This is a genomic window from Empedobacter sp. GD03865 (genome assembly GCF_029840775.1).
In the GTDB taxonomy this organism is placed as follows: domain Bacteria; phylum Bacteroidota; class Bacteroidia; order Flavobacteriales; family Weeksellaceae; genus Empedobacter; species Empedobacter falsenii_B.
Genome location: NZ_JAOCDF010000040.1, coordinates 1 through 21,918, shown reverse-complemented (window position 1 = coordinate 21,918; position 21,918 = coordinate 1). Strand labels below are relative to the sequence as shown.

Annotated in this window: 12 protein-coding genes; 8 read left to right on the top strand and 4 right to left on the bottom strand. The window is 30.2% G+C overall.

The annotated features are described in order from the left end of the window. Positions 1-2,623 precede the first annotated feature (2,623 nt). The gene (locus N5D46_RS13145; RefSeq protein ID WP_280050220.1) at positions 2,624-4,261 is read right to left on the bottom strand and encodes an AraC family transcriptional regulator; all 1,638 of its coding nucleotides are present in this window, start codon (positions 4,259-4,261) and stop codon (positions 2,624-2,626) included. Positions 4,262-4,607: 346 nt separating this feature from the next. Between N5D46_RS13145 and N5D46_RS13140 the strand changes: the two genes are divergently transcribed. From N5D46_RS13140 to N5D46_RS13130, 3 genes are all read left to right on the top strand, one after another. Then, positions 4,608-4,847, top strand: a complete 240-nt coding sequence (locus tag N5D46_RS13140) for a hypothetical protein (protein ID WP_171622778.1) — start codon at positions 4,608-4,610, stop codon at positions 4,845-4,847. A 28-nt stretch (positions 4,848-4,875) separates the two neighbouring features. Continuing rightward, positions 4,876-6,345: a DoxX family protein gene (locus N5D46_RS13135; protein ID WP_038330659.1), complete on the top strand. Its 1,470-nt coding sequence runs from the start codon at positions 4,876-4,878 to the stop codon at positions 6,343-6,345. Positions 6,346-6,420: 75 nt separating this feature from the next. Beyond that, a complete protein-coding gene (locus N5D46_RS13130) occupies positions 6,421-6,711 on the top strand; it encodes a DUF6520 family protein (protein ID WP_038330661.1) in 291 nt (96 codons plus the stop codon). A gap of 39 nt (positions 6,712-6,750) precedes the next feature. Here N5D46_RS13130 and N5D46_RS13125 read toward each other — a convergent pair whose 3' ends face one another. From N5D46_RS13125 to N5D46_RS13115, 3 genes are read right to left on the bottom strand one after another with little or no spacing between them, the layout of a single operon-like run. Next, positions 6,751-9,255, bottom strand: a complete 2,505-nt coding sequence (locus tag N5D46_RS13125) for a prolyl oligopeptidase family serine peptidase (RefSeq protein WP_038330663.1) — start codon at positions 9,253-9,255, stop codon at positions 6,751-6,753. A gap of 59 nt (positions 9,256-9,314) precedes the next feature. Then, the gene (locus N5D46_RS13120; RefSeq protein ID WP_280050214.1) at positions 9,315-10,682 is read right to left on the bottom strand and encodes a RagB/SusD family nutrient uptake outer membrane protein; all 1,368 of its coding nucleotides are present in this window, start codon (positions 10,680-10,682) and stop codon (positions 9,315-9,317) included. A gap of 28 nt (positions 10,683-10,710) precedes the next feature. Next, entirely contained in the window at positions 10,711-13,665 is a 2,955-nt protein-coding gene (locus N5D46_RS13115) for a SusC/RagA family TonB-linked outer membrane protein (RefSeq protein ID WP_280050213.1), read from the bottom strand. A gap of 2,636 nt (positions 13,666-16,301) precedes the next feature. Here N5D46_RS13115 and N5D46_RS13110 point away from each other — a divergent pair. From N5D46_RS13110 to cas9, 5 genes are all read left to right on the top strand, one after another. Beyond that, a complete protein-coding gene (locus tag N5D46_RS13110) occupies positions 16,302-16,559 on the top strand; it encodes a helix-turn-helix transcriptional regulator (protein ID WP_280050212.1) in 258 nt (85 codons plus the stop codon). A 330-nt stretch (positions 16,560-16,889) separates the two neighbouring features. After that, the gene (locus N5D46_RS13105) at positions 16,890-18,575 is read left to right on the top strand and encodes a hypothetical protein (RefSeq protein WP_280050211.1); all 1,686 of its coding nucleotides are present in this window, start codon (positions 16,890-16,892) and stop codon (positions 18,573-18,575) included. A 226-nt stretch (positions 18,576-18,801) separates the two neighbouring features. After that, on the top strand, positions 18,802-19,122 hold the full coding sequence (locus tag N5D46_RS13100) for a hypothetical protein (protein ID WP_280050210.1): 321 nt from the start codon (positions 18,802-18,804) through the stop codon (positions 19,120-19,122). Next, the gene (locus N5D46_RS13095; RefSeq protein WP_280050208.1) at positions 19,112-19,525 is read left to right on the top strand and encodes a hypothetical protein; all 414 of its coding nucleotides are present in this window, start codon (positions 19,112-19,114) and stop codon (positions 19,523-19,525) included. Before N5D46_RS13100 ends, N5D46_RS13095 begins: the two co-directional genes overlap by 11 nt. 427 nt (positions 19,526-19,952) lie before the next feature. Beyond that, the coding region (gene cas9 / locus N5D46_RS13090; RefSeq protein WP_347881034.1) for a type II CRISPR RNA-guided endonuclease Cas9 at positions 19,953-21,918 on the top strand (1,966 nt) is incomplete at its 3' end.

Below are 21,918 nucleotides of genomic sequence, written 5' to 3'. Positions count from 1 at the left end.
GATTTTTTATTTGAAATTTATAGGGAATTAATTTATTATGTTTTACGCTTAACTTTTTACGTTTTTTTCTTTCTTGCTGTCACATTTATTATGTTGAAGAATAAGATGAAAATTGTTTTAAAACGTTTAACTTCTTGATATAATTTTCTACATTACATTTCGAAAATCACTCGAAGTGATGAAGTACAGAACCGAATCCTCTAATTTTCTAACCACAATAGAAACATAGTTTTTTTTATTTTAGAAATTGTATAGTTCAGTAAACTGAAAAATATCGATTTATTTACTATGATTAAAACATTTCGATTCTAAATCGTCGGATTTTTAACTCCTTTTTCAATATTCAAAATCCTTTTTTTACAATGAATTTATAAATCGTCATTGCTGAAAAGTCGACATACGATTTGCAGACGAGCTTCAATCTATTGGATGAGAAGGGTTAAGAGATTCTTCATTTCGCTAAAGCTACATTCTGAATGACAATTTCTATCTGTCATTTCGAGGTATCGAGAAATCTTTTGTCACTTTTTTATTCATAGCTTATATATTTTAATTATCGGTATACATATGCCCTTCGGGGAACAATCAAAAAAACTAACGAATACTTCGGCAGGCTCAGCAAAAGCAAGACTTGTCTTTGATTTTCGACGGTCAAAATTAGTTTCAGCCATTCAATGTTTTAAATCATTATCATTCTTTCATTTTTTAAGCGCAAAAAACGAAACAAAAAACGCTTGGCTGTAAACCTCTCTACTAAAAATGTTCTCATTCCACTAAAGATTTTACAAACCCTACGGGCTAAAACCTTTTTAACGTTGCACTCAACCATTTTCTTAACGTGAGAGTTTTAATGCCGGTTTTTCATCCTTTTTCAATATTCAAAATCCTTTTTTTACAATGAATTTATAAACCGTCATTGCTGAAGAGTCGAGTGTTAATTCGGCGTAAAGAGCGTTAAAAATGATTTACTGTTCGCATTTCATATGCGAATGATTTAAAGCATTTAGCGAGTAGTCGTTATTGACCGACTTGTAAGCACAGACTTGACTTTTTTGGTTCGTTTTTGTGTCAAGACTTCCCCGAAGGGCATATGAATTCATTTGAAAACAATAATAACTCATGAATAAAAATGAACATATAATTATTAATCAACTTGTAACAATTTTACCTAAGCTCCACAGGAGCTTCTCCTTTTAATTTCAAATGTTTTTTCATCAAGGAAAAAAAGAATGTAAAATTCTTTCTATCACTTTTTTATGAGCAAAAAAGTAATCAAAAAACTCTTGGCTGTAAACCTCTCTACTAAAAATGTTCTCATTTCACTAAAGATTTTAAAAACCGTATGGGCTAAAACCTTTTTTACGTTGCACTCAACCATTTTCTTAACGTGAGAGTTTTAATGCCGGTTTTTCATCCTTTTTTCAATACTCAAATTCACTATTTAACAACGGATTTTAGAGTCGACATACGATTTGCAGACGAGTTTCAATCCATTGAAACAAGCGTAAAAAAGATTAGTGAGCGATAGCGAATCATTTAATCTTTTTAGTGCGTGAGATGGTAATTGAACGTCGAAAATCGCGGTCTTGACTTTTTTGGTTCGTTTTTGTGTCAAGACAAAAAATGAACGTAATAAAATAATTATCTTCTTATTATCGTAAATTATGATCAGAACCTCATTCTTAATCTTAAATACATACTACTTTTTACATAATACATTGTACAACAACCCTCTCAATACTAATATCTCACATCTAATTTGTACATAATACATTTTACATCGTATATAAAAAATCGTTTACATACATTCTACTGCAACTATGTTGCCTTCATCTTGCCTTGATGTTGGGAGTATCCTGCCATTTGGAATTGTCAATGTTCTACGGTTAACGTTTTACGTTTTTTTCTTTCTTGTTGTCACATTGAGTAAATTTTCGTTTCATAGAAAAAGAAAATTGTATCGAAATGTCTTTTCTATGTCAGTTGTATGTACCTATGTGGTGAATATTCTTTTTTGTCATATCTTCCTTTCATTTTTTTATTCATTTCCTGTTTATTTTAATTATTGGTATTCATATGCCCTTCGGGGAAACTCATCCAAAAAAACATTTGAAATTAAAAATTTGAGATTAAGAGGAGGAGCCACGGAGTGGCTCAGGTATTCATTTTCTTTGATGTCACTTTTTACTTGACTAAAAAGTAACCAAAAAGTCAAGGCCGTAAACCTCTCTACTAAAAATGTTTTCATTCCACTAAAGATTTTACAAACCCTACGGGCTAAAATCTTTTTAACTTTGCATTCAACCATTTTCTTAACGTGTGAGTTTTAATGCCAGTTTCTACGCCCTTTTTCATTATTAAAATTCGTTATCATTTCGATACTAAATCGTCGGATTTTTAACTCTTTTTTCAATATTCAAATTCACTTTTAATAAGGAATTTTGTCACATTGATTATGTCGAAGAATAAGACGAAAATTGTTTTAAAATGTCTAACTTCTCGATACAATTTTCTACATTACATTTCAAAAATCACTCGAAGTGACGGTATTTACTATCTTTTTGAATAGGGGCAATGAACCTCGGTTTGAGAGTCTACCGAAGTATCGAGATGTCTTTTCTTTTTAATTGTTTTTGTTTAGATTGAATTTCAATTGTTTTATATATTCATAAGGGCGATATGAGGTTACTTGAAAGAATACATTCGAAAATTGACGAGAAGATGAAAAACCTACTAATTCTGCTAAGTCACCAATTGAATGTTGATGATACTGATCTGAATCCATTAGGAGATGAAGAACATAATTTATTCGAAGTTGATTGATGTAATTTGAAAAATTAGTTCCTTTTTCTGAGTTAATAATCTTTGATAAATATGCAGAATTGGTTTTAAATGATTTTGCTAATTGAGCCAAGGTTAAAGTTTTCTGTACAAACAAGTGATTCATTTCAAAATCATTCAACTGATTCAAAATATGATTTACAACTTCAGTCGGAATCTCAACAATTGCAGGTTCTTTTACTTTCTTTTTATCTATCGTAAGCTGTTTGAAAAAACGATTGTAACTATACAATACCCCGATTGAACATAAAATGATCACAAAACCTATCAAAATAGGGTAGATGGTGATTTTGAATTCAACATTTTTCTTCAACTCTAATAATTCTTTTTCATCATATTCTTTTTGGAGAATAGGAGAAAGCTTTACTATATTTTGCTGAGTTAAATGATCTAGTTTTAATAACTGATTGATATAATACAATTGATTTGGGTAATTACGATTATTTTCAGAATTATGGATTAAGGCATCGTAAGCAGCACGAACATCGCTATCCAAAAAATCATATTCATTAAAAAGTTGATCTATTTTTTCAAAATATATAATTGCTTTTTGTACTTCATTTATTGCCTCGTAAGATTTACCAATATAAAAATAAGCCAAACTCAGTGTATTAGAATCGTGGTGACTTTTCAAATGATCTAATTCATTTTTTAGCGTGGTTATAGACTGTTGATACTCTTTTTCTAAATAGAACTGAATTCCTTTTAAATAAGTAAAATAATGAATAAAATAGTCGTTTTGCGAATCTTGACTCAATTTCAAGCCTTTATGATTAAGTTGATTAGCTTCGGTGTATTTATGTTGAGCCTGTAAAATTTGAACGGAATAATAAAGGCTATTTAAATAATAAGCTTGGTGATTGATATCCGAACTATTTTTTTTAAAATAAGAAGAGCATTTCGCAAATAGATCATGAGACTCCTCAAACTGTTTTAATTGAAATTTAATTAAAGCAACATTAAAAAGGACTTTATATGTTAAGTAGGTGGATGATTTCTTGTTCAGTTTCTTTTCAGCCAATAAGTAATTTTTTAAGGCTGGTTGAAATTTCTTGAACTGATAATGAACCAATCCTTTCGAAAGAAAACTTTGAACAATCAAATCATTATTCCTTGTCTGTTGAGCAACAACTATCGCACTATCAGCATATTTTAATTTGGTTGAATAATCCTGTGTATAGTAAATAGCTTCTTTATAGCCATAGAATAAAGTTTCGCCATCATTGCTAATCTTAGCCTTTAAGATATAAGCATTAATGTACTTCCAAACTTTGGGATTGTTCTTATCGGTTTGAAATGAATCAATTCTCTGAACTAGAAAGTCATTTGTTTGTGTGCTTAGTTGATCAATTGCATAGACATTTTCGATGTTGAAAATAAGCCATAAAAATCCAATTAGAAGGGGTATAGATGTTTTCATAAGCATTGTTTTTTTAGATGAAAACAGTAGTAGATTTTCATGTAAGTTACTTATTTTAATTGAATTACGTTTGTAAATTACCACAAATCACTAATCGATTACTCCATGAAATGTATGAATTTATAAATTTCACACATTTATACAGCGTGTTAGGATATTTTTTTCATAGTAAATTAAAAAATTAACATTTGGTAATTTATTGTTTATTAATAATATAAACGATTACAGGTGACACTTTTATAAAATCAACATAGTCTTTATGTTTTTGACGTGCTTCTTTATTGTTTTAATCATTATGCCTTCTAATTTTAAGCTAAGAATATAAATAATCCTAAAAAACACGACTATGAAAACAAAAACTTATTTATTCATTAGCATCATTAGTTTCCTATTTTATCAATGTATAGAGGAGGAGGAAGCTCCACAATTAAGATCAGATGGTTTATCTGTTGTAGAACAAAAACGCGAATCAGATTTACATATAGAATTGGATAGTATCGTTACTGCTGATTCTATTCAAGAAGAAGCTGATCCACCAAAAGATAAAGATCCTTACATCAAACGTACTGAAGAAGGAGGTGAGTAGTTCACTTTAAACCTTAAAACACATTAAGATGAGAAAATACGATCCATTTATACAAACACTCATCTGCTACCTATTTATTGTGTTGTTTATTTATGCGGCGGTAAGCAAGCTGATGGATTTTGAGAATTTTCAAATTCAATTGGCACAATCACCTTTATTGAGTGTTTACGCAGGATTTATTTCTTATGCAGTTATTATTGCGGAAATAGTGATTGCATTATTGCTTTGTTATAAAAGATGGCGATTAATTGGGCTTTATGCTTCGTTCGGATTAATGATAGCATTTACAGTCTATATTTATCTGATATTAAATTACAGCGATTTCATTCCATGTTCCTGTGGCGGTATTTTAGAAAAGATGGGATGGAAAGAACATTTAATTTTTAATGTAGTCTTTGTTGGTCTTTCCATCATTGCTATTATGATTACAAGAGAAAGTGTAAAACGAAAGCTTTTCTTGAAATTAATTGTAATTGGTATTTTGAGTGCGGGTTGTGTTGTTATTTTATTCTTACAATCAGAAGCAAAGATATCTAAACAGAATCCATTTATTCGAAAATATTTGAAAGATATTGTGATTGGTAAACATTCTTATAAGCTTAAAAGTAATTCACACTATTTTATTGGTGCTACAAATAATAAGCTGTACTTAGGAGATCGATTTGCACCTCTTTATGTAACGGAAATAGATTTAGATAATTATCAATCCCGTGAGCTAATAATTAAAATAGACCAAGACGACTTTCCTTTTCGTACAGTTAAAATATTTATTTCATCTCCACATTTCTTTTTAGTAGATGGAACTGTTCCTGTAATCTTTAAAGGGGATATCAAAACATGGGAAGCTAAAGTATTATCAACAGATCCAACCCTTTATTTTTCGAAAGCTGTTATAAGTTCAACAGACGAGTTATTTGTCCGTAAGCAAGATTTTAAAACAAAGCAAAATATACTAGCACGATATAATTTAGCACCTTCTGTTCAACAATTTACCACTACATCAATATTAGGGGAAGCAACACAAGGGATTTTTGATACAGATGGCATTCCGTTGTTTGATTTAAAACAAAATAAATTTCTATATGTATACTATTATCGAAACAATTATACAGTTGCGAATAAAAATTTAGATGTAATCACCAGATCTCATACAATAGATACCACCCGATTAGCACCACTTAAAGTTATAACGAATCAGCAAAATCAGCAAAAATTATTAAATCCCAATAGTGTAGTAAACCGCTTAGCAGCAGTAGATAATGGGTTATTGTATATAAATTCTACTAAAAAAGGACAATTTGAAGATAATCAAGTATGGAAACAAGCTTCAGCAGTAGATATATATAATTATCAAAAACAATTGTATAAAGGCAGTTTTTATCTCTATGATGTTGATCGTCAAAAAACAAATGAATTTATTATTAACAACAATAATTTATATGCAATTATAAAGAATCAACTGGTTGTATATACGCTTAATACGAAAATCATACAATAAACTATCGGCCGATAGCAGGAGGATAACCGAACACCTGTATAATATAGTAGGTTAAAACCAAAAAAAATACAAAAAATGAAAAATTTAAAACTTCAAACAGTATTGCCTATTGCAGCATTTTTATTGGCTGGAATAGGAGCGTTTGCTACACAGCAAACAAAAAGCAACGAATCTATCAAAGATGCTGCTTTAATCGATGGATTTATTCGACATAGTTCGTCTACAGATTGTGAAGAAATTAAAGTTGATTGTACACCTGTATCTACAGATCAACTTTGTATGACAGAAGAAGCAACTCCACAGCAAGTTTGGCAAAAAAATGGTGTTGGCCAGTGTGTTTTAGAATTATATAAACTAACTAATTAAAAATAGAGGTTCCGAAAGGAACCTCTTCTTTTTTGTAAGTTATTTAATCCAACTACTTTTTGGTTCGTTTTTCAAATAAAAAGCAAACCATTGTTCTATTCTCCTTGTCAAATCTGTTTGATCTTCTTTACTTGTAACAAAATGTCTTGCTTCAGGATAGCGTAACATAACAATCTTTTTTTTGAGTTTTCTCAAAGCGGTATAAATTGTCATCGTTTGTTCTGGAGGTACAGTAGCATCATTTTTACCTGTCCAACTCAATATTGGTGTTGTGATTCTACTTGCATGATACAAAGGAGAGTTTTTTATATAAAGTTCGGGCGCTTCAAAAAATGGCTTTTTTATTCTAAATTGAAAATTTTCATAGCGCCAGCTTTCTGTTTTTTCGTAAGGTTCATTCCAAAAATAGTCTTTTACCAAGTCAAATAAACTTGCTCCCGTAACAGCAGCACTAAATAAATCGGTTTGTGTAAGTATAAAATTGGTTTCATATCCTCCAAATGACTGTCCAATCAATCCTATTTTTCCTTTTTCAGCTACGCCTTCATCAATTAGTTTATTCAAAACTCCTACAACTGAATTTGTAGCAGAAGCACCAGTAAAACCTTTATCATATACCATATCAGGAAGTACAACAATATAACCTTGTTGCGTAAGATTCGATACATTAAATCCTATGTTGTTATACATCGATGGATTGTGGTATTCTTTTACTGTTTGTGACAAATTTTCGTAGACACGAACTATAACAGGATATACATTTCCTTTCTTGTAATTTGGTGGATAAAATATAGCAGCTTTTAGTTTTTTTCCATCTATAGTTGTGTAATGCAATAATTCTGATGTTCCCCAATCATAAAGATAATGTTGTTTATTCGTTGTGAATAATTGTATTGGTTCACTTTTAATATCTTTTTTATACCACAATTCTGGTGGTAAATTATAGGCTTCTTTTAAGTAAATAAAATCTGTTGTTAACTTGGCTTGTTGCAACTTTGTATATAAAAAATCATGACTTGTCAATAGTAAATCAATTGTATGATTTGGTTTTAATATGGCATAAGATTTAATTCTTGTATTTAGATCATTTATAACCAATCTGTTGTTCTTAGTTTCGTCAATAAGACGGATATCCGACGTATTTTTTGATTTCGTCAATAACTCAAAACGAAAAACTTGCTGCGATTCTCTACCTTTTGTCAACTTAGTAGAAGCTAATGTTTTTACATTTATTTTCCATATATCATAGGTGTCATATAGATAGAGGTATTGTTTATCATTTGAGATTCCTGCAATTCCCCATGCAATTTGTTGATAACCTTCATCTAGTAATTTGTTATCCCATTCGGCATATATGGAAGAAGTTAAATTTGTAGCTGTTTCAAGTTTTGTATTATACCACCACCAATTATTGTCATAGTAGTAAACAAAGTCATCTGTTTGTCCTACATTTCCGAATAAATGAGTATTTGGATCAAATTCTTGAATAATTCTTTTCTTAACAGCTGTTTTCGAATCATAGAAATAAACATCATAATCGTTTATTAATTTATTATCTGTTGTGTTTTGATATGGGTTGTATAATAAGAGCTTATTACTATTCGATAAATAATGTATATTAGGTAGTTCATCGTCTGTAATCTGCTTTACAGTATTTTCTACTCTATTCCAAACCCAAGTATAAGGGGTATAACCTCGTTCATCTCTCATTTTTCTAATTGGATAGATCAGCTGATCCGAACCATACCATATTTCTACGGAATCATTTGTTGTTCTGTTTACCAACTTCTTTTTGGCGTTGAAATAAATGAATTCAGCATTAGCAGAAAGATACAATGTATTTGATGTTTGATCGATTTCGTCTTCTATCAAATCAGTATTCATACAGTCTAAGTTTTTACTTTTTAGATCAAAATAACAAATGCTAGACAAGGCGTTTTCGTTTTGCGATAATATAACGACACCATTGTCGTTCCACTTAAAATTAGTGTAAGAACCAGCTTCTTTATGTGCCACCGCATTAAATGATAAAGGGCGAGAAAGATCTATGTATTCTAAAAAGACACTAGTATCAACTATTTTTTCATAAACCATTCGATTTGTTTCATTATCAAAACTATAATTACGCGTATTTTCAATGGTTTTTATGCTATTACCTTTTATATCTCGCAAAACAATTCGTTGTGCATTGTTGTGTTTTTCTATGGAAATAAGAATATTCTTGTCCATTGAAACAACATATTTTTTTACATCAGGAATCTCAATATTTTCTAGCGTTTTTAAATTAAGCACAGAAAGATTATTATTTTTTAACCATAGAAAAGAATTTTCTTTCATAAAAGAACCTTCTCTTATTCCAGCAATACTTATTTGTTGTTTCGACAAGTTGTTAATCAAAAATACAGTATCTGTAGTAGCGTAAGATATACTAATAGTAGACCAAGTCCCTTTTTCAGAAATTTGAGAACCAATAACTTTTCCCCATTTATCGTATTCAGATTCTTTTACTGTTCGTTGAGTAAGCTGTGCAAATACAGGCTTCATGTTAAATAAAAACAAGAGGTGTATCATTACAATAAGATGCTTCAATATAGTTGTTTTCATTAGTATCCAGTGTTTTGTGTTAAATTCGAATTCTTTAATATTTCTTGTTCAGGAATTGGCCATTGTTGGCAATAGCTTTTCCAATTTGATTTTGTTGGAGTTAATAGTTGATCGATTAGATTCAATCGTTTTAAATCAAAAAAACGATGCCCAAATTCACAGAAGAACTCATGCTGTCTTTCTTGTAAAATAGCTTTTATAAATTCCTCATCAGTTAATGCGATATAAGGAGGTAAACCAGCTCTTGATCTAATTTTGTTAAGATCTTGTAAGGCACCTACTTTATTTTGTTGTTTTAGACGTGCCTCAGCTCGAATTAAAAATTGTTCTGCTAATCGAAAAATAACCGAGTTTTCTGTTGTTGAGGAAGAGTTTGTTCTTTGTTTGTATTTATAAGCATGTTTCCAAGTAGTTGTACCGTTTGTAACTTCTCTTACCCAGTTTTTTTGACGAAGATCATTTGGTTCAAACTGCGTATTTACTTTTGTTAAAGCAATAGAAGTAGGAGGACCAGTTGCGACATAGTATGTACCACCTTCATACGCATAGTTACCAGCTTGCTTTGGAGATATTTGCCAAATAATCGATTTATTCTCTTTCAAAAACTCTTGATTAACATCTTGTTGCCATTCTATAGAAGGAGTATTAATTACAGTTGAAGCCCATTTTTCAGCATTTACCCAATTTCCTTTATACAATTCTACACGTGCTAATAAAGCTTGCGCAGTTACTTGATTAGGACGATTACGTTGTAGTGTTATTTGTGAAGATAATAGCGGTATAGCTACTTCTAAATCTTGTGTAATTTGTTCATACACTTTTGTTTTTTCTAAACGAGAAACACTTTTGTTCAACTCATAATTCGTTGTTTTTATATAAGGAATATCACCATAGGTATTCACTAAATAAAAATGGAGCAATGCTCTCACAAAAAGTGCTTCACCTATAAAACCATTTTTATCTGATGTAGATAAGCCTTTACTATTTTGGCAACCTTCTATAATAGCATTTGCCATATAGATCTGATAATAGGTTTGCGACCAATATTGTAAGACCGTAGCGCTATTTGCCTGTAATGTATTATTATATAAATTTTGAGATTCTACTTGATTGATTTGATACGAATCCAATTCATCGGTATATAGACCAATAGAAACAGGAAAAGCACTCATTTGTCCACTTACAAAACCTTTTTCTCTCATATCTGCATATAGGTTAATAAGCGCAGCATTTGTTGTCTTTTTATCCGCAAAAACCAACTCACTATTGTATTGAGAAGTAGGAACATCAACATCCAAAAAGTCATTGCATCTAAAGAATAAGATGCTTATAACGACTGTTAAACTTAACGTATATATATTTTTCATTGTGTTAAATTTTATTATTCTTATCAGACTAAAAGTTTAATTTCATTCCCATTACTATGGTACGAAGAGGAGGGAGAAATCGGTTGTACTTAAATTCGGGATCACCACCTTTATAAGGCGTTAGAGTAAATAGATTTTGACCTTGTAGAAAGATTTGAGGTTTCAAGAAATGATCTTTTAAAGGAATATCATAGGTAATCGAAATGTTTTTCAATCGGATGTAAGAAGCATCCACAATAGAAAGCGTACTACTTCGCATTAAATTATAATTAGCCGCTATTTGAGAATTTTTAGTACTATATGGTTGCATAGGTATACCATAGTCTACTAACTGATTGGTCATAGTACCAGCTATTGCTGTAGGCAAGTACAATTGTCGTTCTTGTTTTACGAACTGAAATAATACATCTAAACTCAACTGTTTGTACCGAATCTGATTGGCGATACCACCATAATAAGAAGGATTAAGATCAGTGAGTACAACTCGATCTTTTAGAGAAGTTATTTTACCATCTCCATCATAATCATAAAATTCATATTGATTATTTGTAGGATTTATACCTGTATATTGATAAAGTTTGATGCTGTTAATAGATCGACCGATAACATAAGTATTGGCGTAAGCAGAGCTTTCAAGGTCTGGATATGAAAGTAACTTGTTCTGATTAAAAGATAAATTAAACTCTGTTGTCCACTTCCAATTATTAGTCGTTATATTTTTGGAACCAAGAGTAAATTCCCATCCTTTATTTTCTACTTTTGCAGGTAAATTTCCAGAAAAAGAAGAAAAACCAGTTGTCGTAGGTAGAGCAATACCGACCAATTGATTTCCTGATCTGTTTTGATAATAAGCCATAGAAAAATTAAGACGATCATGTAGAAAACCTAATTCTAGCGCAACTTCTAATTTACGATTTGTCTCCCAATGATAATTGGGATTATACAAACGAATAGGGCTTAAACTAACTGTCCCATTATATGGATTGGATGTTGTTTGATAATTATCTAAATATTGATAATCTCCAATATTATCACTTCCTGTAATTCCATAACTACCACGCAATTTTCCAAAACTCAACCATCTATTGTTTTTTATAAAGTTCTCTTTTGTGAATAGCCAAGCCGCACCAATTGCACCAAAATTAGAATATCTATTCTGAGGACTAAAACGACTCGAGCCATCTCGTCTAGCTGTTACGTTAAGTATATATTTATCTTGTAAGATGTAATTCAATCGTCCATAAAAAGCTTGATAACGGTAATTTGTTTTTTCATCTAAGCCTATTAATTGTAAAGCAGCAGTAGACAAAGACAATAACATTTCATTAGAAGGGAAATCGGCGGCAGTTAAATACAGCCTATCAGTTGTTTGATTCTGAAAAGTTGCACCTATAAGAAAAGAAAAACGATGTTGATTCCATTTCTTATCCCAGCTTAGTTGAGGTTCTATAATCCATGAAGAACGATTCGTTTGATTAGATTCTACACTTGATGATTCACTACCTTGCCCTAAAGAAGGATTATACATCGTCGACGGAAAAGTTCTCAACTCACGGCTATGCAATTGGGTAAACCCTAAATTGGTTTTAAAAGTTAAATCAGGTAAAATAGCATAACTCAACATCATATTAGCGGTTAGATTATCTATTTTTGATAGAAATTTAGACTCTAAACTTGCCAATGGATTGGTCCATGTATTATTTGCCCAATTCAATTGTCCATTTTCATCATATAAAGCAGGAGCATTGGGTGCTAATTCTCTTGCAACGGTTGTTAAATCAGTAGAAGGTTGATTGTTATTTTGATTGCTATAATTACCCGTAAATAAGAAATTAAACTTTTTATCCTTGTAGTTTAAAGCCAAATGAACAGCATTTTTCAAATACTTAAATGATCCTGGATAAACAGTAGTTTCTTCGTGATGTGTACCATTCACGGTATAATTAAAAGCGGTGTTACCACCACTTATAGAAGTTTGTATCGTGTTATATTCTGCTGTACCTCCAATTAATTCTTTTTGCCAATCGGTAGATCGGTTTATATCCCATGTCCCGTTTATATCATAGGCATTTGTAGGATAAGTAGAAATACCATCATAGGCATAAGCCTGTCTACGCATATCAAGGTATTGTTCGGTATTCATCAATTTCAATGGGCGTGTAATTTTTCCTAACCCCATCGATGTCCGAATACTTACCTGTGTAGCACCTATTTTCCCCTGTTTAGTTGTAACCAGTACCACACCATTTGCTCCACGCGAACCATATATAGCAGTAGCATCGGCATCTTTCAATACTTCTATACTTTCTATATCAGCAGGATTAATCGTAGATAACGGACTTGTAAAAGAAGGTCTGTTTCCAGAGGTAGATGTACCTCCAATAGGATCCGAAGAGTAGGGGATGCCATCTATAATGAATAAAGGTTGATTGGCATCGGGTCTTAAACTGTTCTGTCCCCGTATTTTTATCTGAAATCCACCTCCAGAACCACCACTTTCTTGAGTTATTTCTACTCCTGCCATTCGCCCTTGTAGCGTTGCTAAAAAATTATCTACGGGCTGATTCTCTATTTCCTTAGCCGTTACACGTGCTATAGACCCTGTACGTTCTTTGTCCTTTACAGCATAGTACCCTGCATTTATCACTACATCTTTTAGCTGAATCCCGTCTTCTTTTATGAAACTTACATTTATCACGCTTCTATTCAGTACCTCTTCTTCACGAATAGGGAAATCCAATTGCTCAAAAATTAGTTTAGCATCATCATGTTGCAAGGTCAACGAATAGTATCCATTCGCATCAGTTCGCACACTATTCTGTGTACCTTCTTCTGTTACTACCACGCCAGAGAGCAAATGGTTATGATCTTTCACCGTTCCAGTCACGGTTTTTCCTGTTTGTGCAAATAGGGGTGTAGCACAAACCAATCCCAATAGCACACTTATTATATGCCTATTGAGTTTAAAGTAAAATATTTTCATAATTTTACATAAGTTTTTTAAAATTCAACATTAGTTTTAAAATCCACTCCTTTTCCAGTACATCGCGCCAACTTTGTTTTTGGGAAAGGGGTTTTTGTTTTTTTTTACGTTTTACGGTCTACGCTTAACGTTTTACGTTTTTATTCTTATTTATATTCAAATCCACTTTTTAATAACAAATTTTGTCATTCTGGGCTTGTCTCAGAATCGCATCTAATATGTCATTTCGAGGTATCGAGAAATCTTTTGTCACTTTTTTTCGTCAAAAAAACAAACGAAAAAAGACTTGTCTTTGATTTTCGACGGTCAAAATAAGTTTCAGCCATTCAATGTTTTAAATCATTTGCTACGCAAACAGTAAAACATTTTAACCATTTACTTCAACTTTTTGACACTCGCCTCCAAATCATATGACATTTTTTTAATCCTATTTAAACATTCAAATCCTTTTTTAACAATGAATTTATAAACCGTCATTGCTGAAAAGTCGAGTGTCAATTCGGCGTAAAGAGCGTTAAAAATGATTTATGTTCGCATTTCATATGCGAATGTTCTAAAGCATTTAGCGAATAGCCGTTATTGACCGACTTGTAAGCACAGACTTGATTTTTTTGGTTCGTTTTTTCATCAAGGAAAAAATGAACATATAATTATTAATCAACTTGTAACAATTTTACCTAAGCTCCACTGGAGCTTCTCCTTTTAATTTCAAATGTTTTCTCATCAAGGAAAAAATGAATGTAAAATTCTTTCTATCACTTTTTTATTCATAGCTTATCTATTTTAATTATCGGAATTCATATGCCCTACGGGGAAATGAGCAAAAAAGTAATCAAAAAACTCTTGGCTGTAAACCTCTCTACTAAAAATGTTCTCATTCCACTAAAGATTTTACAAACCCTGCGGGCTAAAACCTTTTTAACGTTACATTCAACCATTTTCTTAACGTGAGAGTTTTAATGCCGGTTTTTCATCCTTTTTCAATACTCAAATTCGTTGTCATTTCGATTCTAAATCGTCGGATTTTTAACTCTTATTTATATACTCAAATTCACTTTTACCAAAGAATTTAGAAACCGTCCTTGCTGAAAAGTCGAGTGTCAATTCGGCGTAAAGAGCGTTAAAAATGATTTATGTTCGCATTTCATATGCGAATGTTCTAAAGCATTTAGCGAGTAGCCGTTATTGACCGACTTGTAAGCATAGACTTGATTTTTTTTGTTTCGTTTTTTTTATCAAGAAAAAAAATGAAAGTAATAAAATAATGAACTACAAATTATCTTCTTATTATCGTAATTATGTTCAGAACCTCATCTCTATTATCACGCGCGCGCGCGCATTCGTGCCTGTTTATCCTATATTCCTCCTAAAATATCCCCCTCCAACAGGTTTTAAAAAATACATTAATAAATGAAAACTAATAATTAACACTAATTACTTTATGAAGATCATTTACTTTCTTATTGTGTTGTCTTCGGGGGATAGAGTGTGAATCTGTTTACTCTTTCATAATTTTACATAAGTTTTTAATTCAACATTAGTTTTAAAAGCCACTCCTTTTCCAGTACATCGCGCCAACTTTGTTTTAGGGAAAGAGGTTTATTTTTACGTTATAAGTTTTACGCTTAACGTTTTACGTTTTTATTCTTATTCAATATTCAAATTCATTGTCATATAAATTCTCAAATCCCGCACCTCGAATTTCGAATTTCGCGTCTCGAATCTCGAATCTAAAATCTAATCTGTACATTTTACATCCTAAATCCCACCTCGTAAATCAAAAATCTTATCCCTTCCGATACACGAACCACGAACAAACCATACGGAACGCATATACAATGGATACAGAATGGATACAGCGCGGATACACAACCGATACAGAAAAGTGTCATTTTCGATATACACCGATACAGGATTTTAACTCTTTTTAACACATTATTTCTCTAATATTCTGTCATTTCGAGAAATCTAATCTGTACATAATTGAATCCTCTTAATACTAAATTCTAACATCTCAATACTAATAATAAGGTAGCAGAACCCCAATAAATTTGGAAAATGGCAATAAAGGATTTACTTTTAATGTGCGAAAAAAAAGAGTATAACAGTTACTGTCAAAGTCTCCTTACCGAGGCTCTGATAGAGAGTGTGTAAAGAAAGGATAGCCCTTTGCTTTACGATCCGTGTTTTAAAAACGTTATAAAAACGGAGAATTGTTCTTTAAAAGAATTGAAAAAACAATCAGACTTTGTCTGGCGGTTTTTTACGAATGAATTGTTTCGTTCTCATTTTGTGTTGGGTTTTAAGAGCGATTGTCTTTCAATAAAGTATAGAAGAAATAAGGACGAACTTCAATACTTTGAAAGAGGTACCGCTAAGAACCACTATAACTTTCGTTATAGTTCCACAAAGATTTACATGAAGTTCGCCCTATTAGATATATTACAAAAATAGTAAAATCTAATAGAAGTTGGCGAACCCATATCATCTCATGTGGAATTTAGCGGTTTTCTTTCATGAGAGACATTATTGAGCTAAGATAAACTTAGCTAATGTTTTATGTCGCTTAATTATTATAACAAATATATAAAGTTTTACGTTAAACGCAAAACTTTTATTAAAAAGTTTTTATTATTATGAAAATAAATAGACTAGATATTGTATTTACAGAGAAAAAAATTCAAAATAGAGTCATAGCAAAATTTATTGGTAAGTCTGAATCTACTATTTCATTATGGAGAAATAATAAAAGACAACCTTCTCTAGAAGAACTAATTGAGATTGCAAAATTACTAAGAGTAAGTATTTATGATTTAATAGAACCAACAAACTGGGACAATGAAAAATCTGAAACTTACGAGGAGTTTGTGAAAAAAGTAAAAGATATTAAATAATTAAAAAAACGGTTAGTTTAAAATAAAAATCTTAAATTCGAAATGAATATAAGTCATAGGCATGACGTTCATTTATTACTCAGGTGTTGGTTTTTAGGTTAAAAAATCACCTGAGTTTTATTTTACATAAATACATCAGATTAATATAAATAAAGGGTTCTACATAGAACCCTTTATTTATTTACACAATATGGGTTATAAATTAGATTAATTTGTATATTTGTTATTTATGCGAAATGCAGATATAGCTAATTTTTCACGAAACAAATGCTAGATCAGTTTCGTGAAAAAACAATGTTATGTGTAATTTCTCAAAACATCTGTAAAATAATGAATGAAATAGAATTTTTAAATCTAAATGACGTCAAAGAAGCTATTAATAAGTTATCGAATAATATTCGTTCTGAAAGAAGTGACTTAGAAAATTATTTAAAAATCTATGCTGATAAAAATATTATTTCAAGATTAGATAATAATAATAATCAAGTTATTTTTGGTCGTAGAGGTACAGGAAAAACACATTTACTTTTTGCTTACGAAAAATATATAATTGATAAGAATGAAAATGATATAAGCAAATTTCCAATTTATATTGATCTACGTAAATTTTTACCTCTATTTTCATTAAATTCTTCTCCAAACATTGAAACATCTATCATTATATTTCAATCATTATTGAATGAAATAGTAAATCAAATAATTGATAACTCTAAATATATATTTGGAATAAAAGAATATGGAGTAAAAACAAAAATAGAGGAAGAAAGAATAAATAAAATTCAAAAATTATTAAAATCTATAAATATTGAATTTGATGGAAAAGCATTCAAAAAATTAGGTGATTTTGAATTTAGTATTGAAGAACAAAAAAAGCTTAAATCAAGCTTAAACATAAATGAAAAGCCAGGAATAAATTTAGAACGAGAAAAAGATTCTAAAATTAATTTTACACAAAATAATATAACTTATATTTCCTTTACTGAAATATCAAAAATTTTAGATGAACTTACTTATCAGTTAAATGGAGTAAGAATAGTATGTTTATTAGATGAGTGGTCAGAAATCCCCTTGGATTTACAACCTTACCTTGCGGAACTTTTAAAAAGAGTTTTTATAGCTTCAAATTATACTTTCAAAATAGCTGCAATCCCCTATCGTACAAAATTAAGAATTTCAACTCACGGCGATATTAAAATAGGTTTAGAAGAAGGTGGTGATATTTTTCCACTTAATATAGATAATAGATATATTTATGAAAAGGATAAAATTACTACGAGAAATTTCTATAATGAATTACTAAAGAATCATTTATACGAAATAGATGAAGAATTATTTAAAAAGATTGACGATAATAAATTTATTAATATATTTTTCGCAACACAATCTTTATCAGAAATACTAATTGCATCAGCTGGAATCCCAAGAGATTTTATAAATCTTTTTATTCTTTCTTTTAATAATCGAATTAACAAAAATCAAAGAATAATTCTAAAGAATGTTAGAAATGCGACCACTGAATGGTACTCTAGCGATAAAAAAGAGGAAATAGACAAGGATATACTTACAAAGAAATTCTTTGAAGAACTAGTTAATATTGTTATTATTGAAAAAGCGAAAACACATTTTCTATTACCTCAAAAATATTCAGATAATGCTCAAATCCGTAAACTAGTAGATTTAAGAGTTTTGCATTTAAGAGAAAAAGGAATTTCGCACCGTCACATTCAAAGTAAAACTTATGATGTTTACTCTATTGATTATGGTAGTTATACAAGTTTAGACATTACTAAAAATACTTTAGATACTGATTTAAATGAGATGCTTGCTAGAGTGAAAACTATTGAAAATTTAAGAGATGCGCGTTCATTATCTATTGAAGATGACTTTTTTGATAAATTTAATTTAGAAGTTGGCCAAGGAATTAAATGTCCTTCTTGTTCAAAAACAATAGATACAAATCACCCAGCATATATTAAACAAAATATTTGCAATAATTGTTATGAAAAAGTAGAATAAGAAACTTCTGCTAATAACTAAGCTTTCGTCTTGCCCGTAGGGCATGAGATATATTGAAATAACAACAATAAATATATAACCTCGTAAATGTTTTAAGCTAGTTTTTTTTTGCAGGAAACCGTAATTTATTGTGAGATAGTTGTTGTATGTTTGGAATAATATAACGAAATTTAGTTACAGGGAATTTTTAACGAAACTAAAGCTATAATAGTTTCGTTAAAAAATAATGTTAGCGGTCATACTTAAAGAATACAACGTAAATAATATATATATGCTTTCGGAAGACGAAAAAAGAAGAATTGCTGAGGCTTTAGGGAAAAAAGTTCCTCATTTAAAATGTCCAATGTGTAATCACAATAAATTTTCTCTAGCGGAAGGTTACTTTAATAACTTTATTCAAGATCTAAAAAATATTTCTCTTGGAGGTCCAAGCATCCCAACAGCTGTTATTATCTGTGAAAATTGTGGTTTTGTTAGTCAACACGCTTTAGGTGCTTTACAATTACTACCAAAAGAAGAAACTAAAGATCAAGAAAATGGGAACTAACACAAATCCAATTAATGAGAATGGTCTTAATATAGATTTGAATGATGAGTTTTCTAAAAATATGACTGTTCACAAAAATGTTGAGCAAGAAATTATTATTACCACTTCTGATAAAATTGAATTAGTTTTAATTAAGACAAAAGAAATCTTAACATCTAAACGAGATTGGTGGACACCGTTTGGACTTTCAATGGCGTTTGTGACAACTTTGTGCACAGCAGACTTTAAAGGTTTTTTGGGTTTAACGAATGATACTTGGAAAGCATTATTTATCTTTTTGACAATAGCTGCCTTTATCTGGTTAATTTTTACTTTAATTAAATTAATAAAATATTGGGGAAAAGGTGATTTAAAAACAATTATTGATCAAATAAAGCTTAAAGAAAAAAATTTGAACCGCTAACATCTTTAACTATTGCACAACTCCAATTTTAGGTACAAAAATGTAAAATAGTATAAAAACGGCTTCTTTAAAAGCGATTTTATGGAGGTTTTTTGTTTTTACAAAATAAGAAAAATAAAAAAGCCCCGAAGATAGTCGAGGCGAAAATTTTCTAAAAATATCTTTCATTATAAATAATTAAGATAAAAAATTTAAATCAATTTACGGTTTTCCGTAATTAATCTTATACTTTACTATTTATATTTGATGTAATTAGGAGTTAAATAAAAATCCCACGGAGTACGCAGGATATAAGTTTTTACTTCGGCTTAAAGCCTTATTGTGAATTGATTTCAAAGTCAAATATAAGGATTTTTATTAAATTACAATATAATTAAGAATAAAATAAAAAATTTTGAGATATCATAACCAAGAAATATAAATTACTATGAGAATATTAGGAATTGACGCTGGTACGAATAGCCTTGGCTGGTCCATTAGAGATACAGAAGTTATAAATAATCAAATCATAGATTTTGGGGTTCTTACTTTTGAAAAAGGAGTTGCTTCTGAAAAAGGAAATGAATTTCCTAAAGTTAAAAAAAGAACAGAGAGTAGAGGAAAAAGAAATAATTATCGAGCTGAAAAGTATAGGAAATGGGATTTATTATATTTTTTAATTGAAAATAATATGTGCCCACTTTCACATGAAGAGCTTAATAAATGGAAAAATTATAAAAAGGGAACAAAACGTAAATATCCACAAAATGATTTATTTTTAAATTGGTTACGATTTGATTTCGACGGCGATGGGAAACCTGATTTTCATTTGATAGGAAAAAATAAACATGATAGTTTATTTGCTTTTAGAGCTTTAGCTGTTGATACTAATTTTCATTCTGTTTATAAAACTAATTCATATTTACTTGGAAGAATTTTCTATCAACTTGTACAAAGACGTGGTTTTAAAGGAAGAGATGAAGAAGAAGCAAAGACGATGTTGCAAGGTAGTGATAAAAATGGTACTAAAGGAAGAGATGATATTGCCGAATTTATCGAAAATCATAAAACGTTAGGAGCTGCTTTATATTATTATCAAAAAGAAACAGGTGAAAGAATTAGACAACGATACAATCTTAGAAAGGATTATGAAGCAGAATTAAAGCTTTTATGTCAGCTATATGATATTAATGATGAGGATTATCAAAAACTATGGAAAGCCATTATATGGCAACGACCTCTTCGTACGCAAAAGGGCTTAGTTGGTTATTGTATTTATGAAAAAAACAAAAAACGTGTACAGGTAAGCCATCCATTGTACGAGGAGTATAGAACATGGACTTTTATCAATAATTTAAAAATTATTCCTCCTATTGGAGTTGATAAACAGACTTATATTCAAGAAAAAATTTATCCTTTATTTTTTAAGTCATCAAATGATTTTGAACTAAAAACTATTCTTAATCAACTTAAAAAAGACGGCGGTAAAATAGATTCAAAGTTTAAAGAAAAAACAAAAGTAATTTCTGCTAAGCTATTAAAGTCGTTTCAAGATATTTTTGGAGATAATTGGAAAGAGCTTTTGCATTGGGATAATATTAATGAAAGAGATAGTCAGCCATCTAAAAAACAGAATTCATCTTTTAATTATGATGAAATTTGGCACGTTCTTAAAACTTTTGATAGCCAAGAAAATTTAAAAGATTTTGCTTTGAACAAATTAAATCTTGATGATGAGAAAGCTGAGAAGTTTTCTAAAATCAAACTAAATCAAGGTTATGCAACAATGAGTTTGTCTGCAATTAAGAAAATACTTCCTTTTTTGCGAAAAGGTATTCCTTATCATTATGCCGTTTTCTTGGCAAATCTTTATAAAGTTTTGGGAATGGAAACTATTTCTGATACGATGATCGATTATTTCATTGAGGAATTTAGAGAGGTTGAAAAAAGTAACGAACAAACAAGATTGTTAAATACAGTTGTCAATAGTTTGGTTTTAGATGAGTTAAACAGTAAATATCGTTATTCAATTGAAAATGACAGAGATTTAGACGATTCTGAAAAGAAAAATATTAATGCTAAACTAATTGAAATATTTGGAGAGAAAACTTGGCTTTTATTATCTGATGATGAAAAAACAGCATCTTATGATTATGTAGCCAAATATTACAAAGAGTTTTTGAGAAAATCAGTCCTGTCAAAGACTAATTTATTCATGGAGAATGAGAGAATTCATGATCAAATTTTCAATGTAATTGCTGAAAAATATGACATACCAGAAGATAAGAAGAAATTTTTATGGCATCCATCAGAACAAGAAAATTATACCCAAGCCGAAGAATATGATTATTTTACGCTAAATGGTAAACCTGTTTATATTAAACAAATTGATAGAGAGAATTTTATTAAAAATA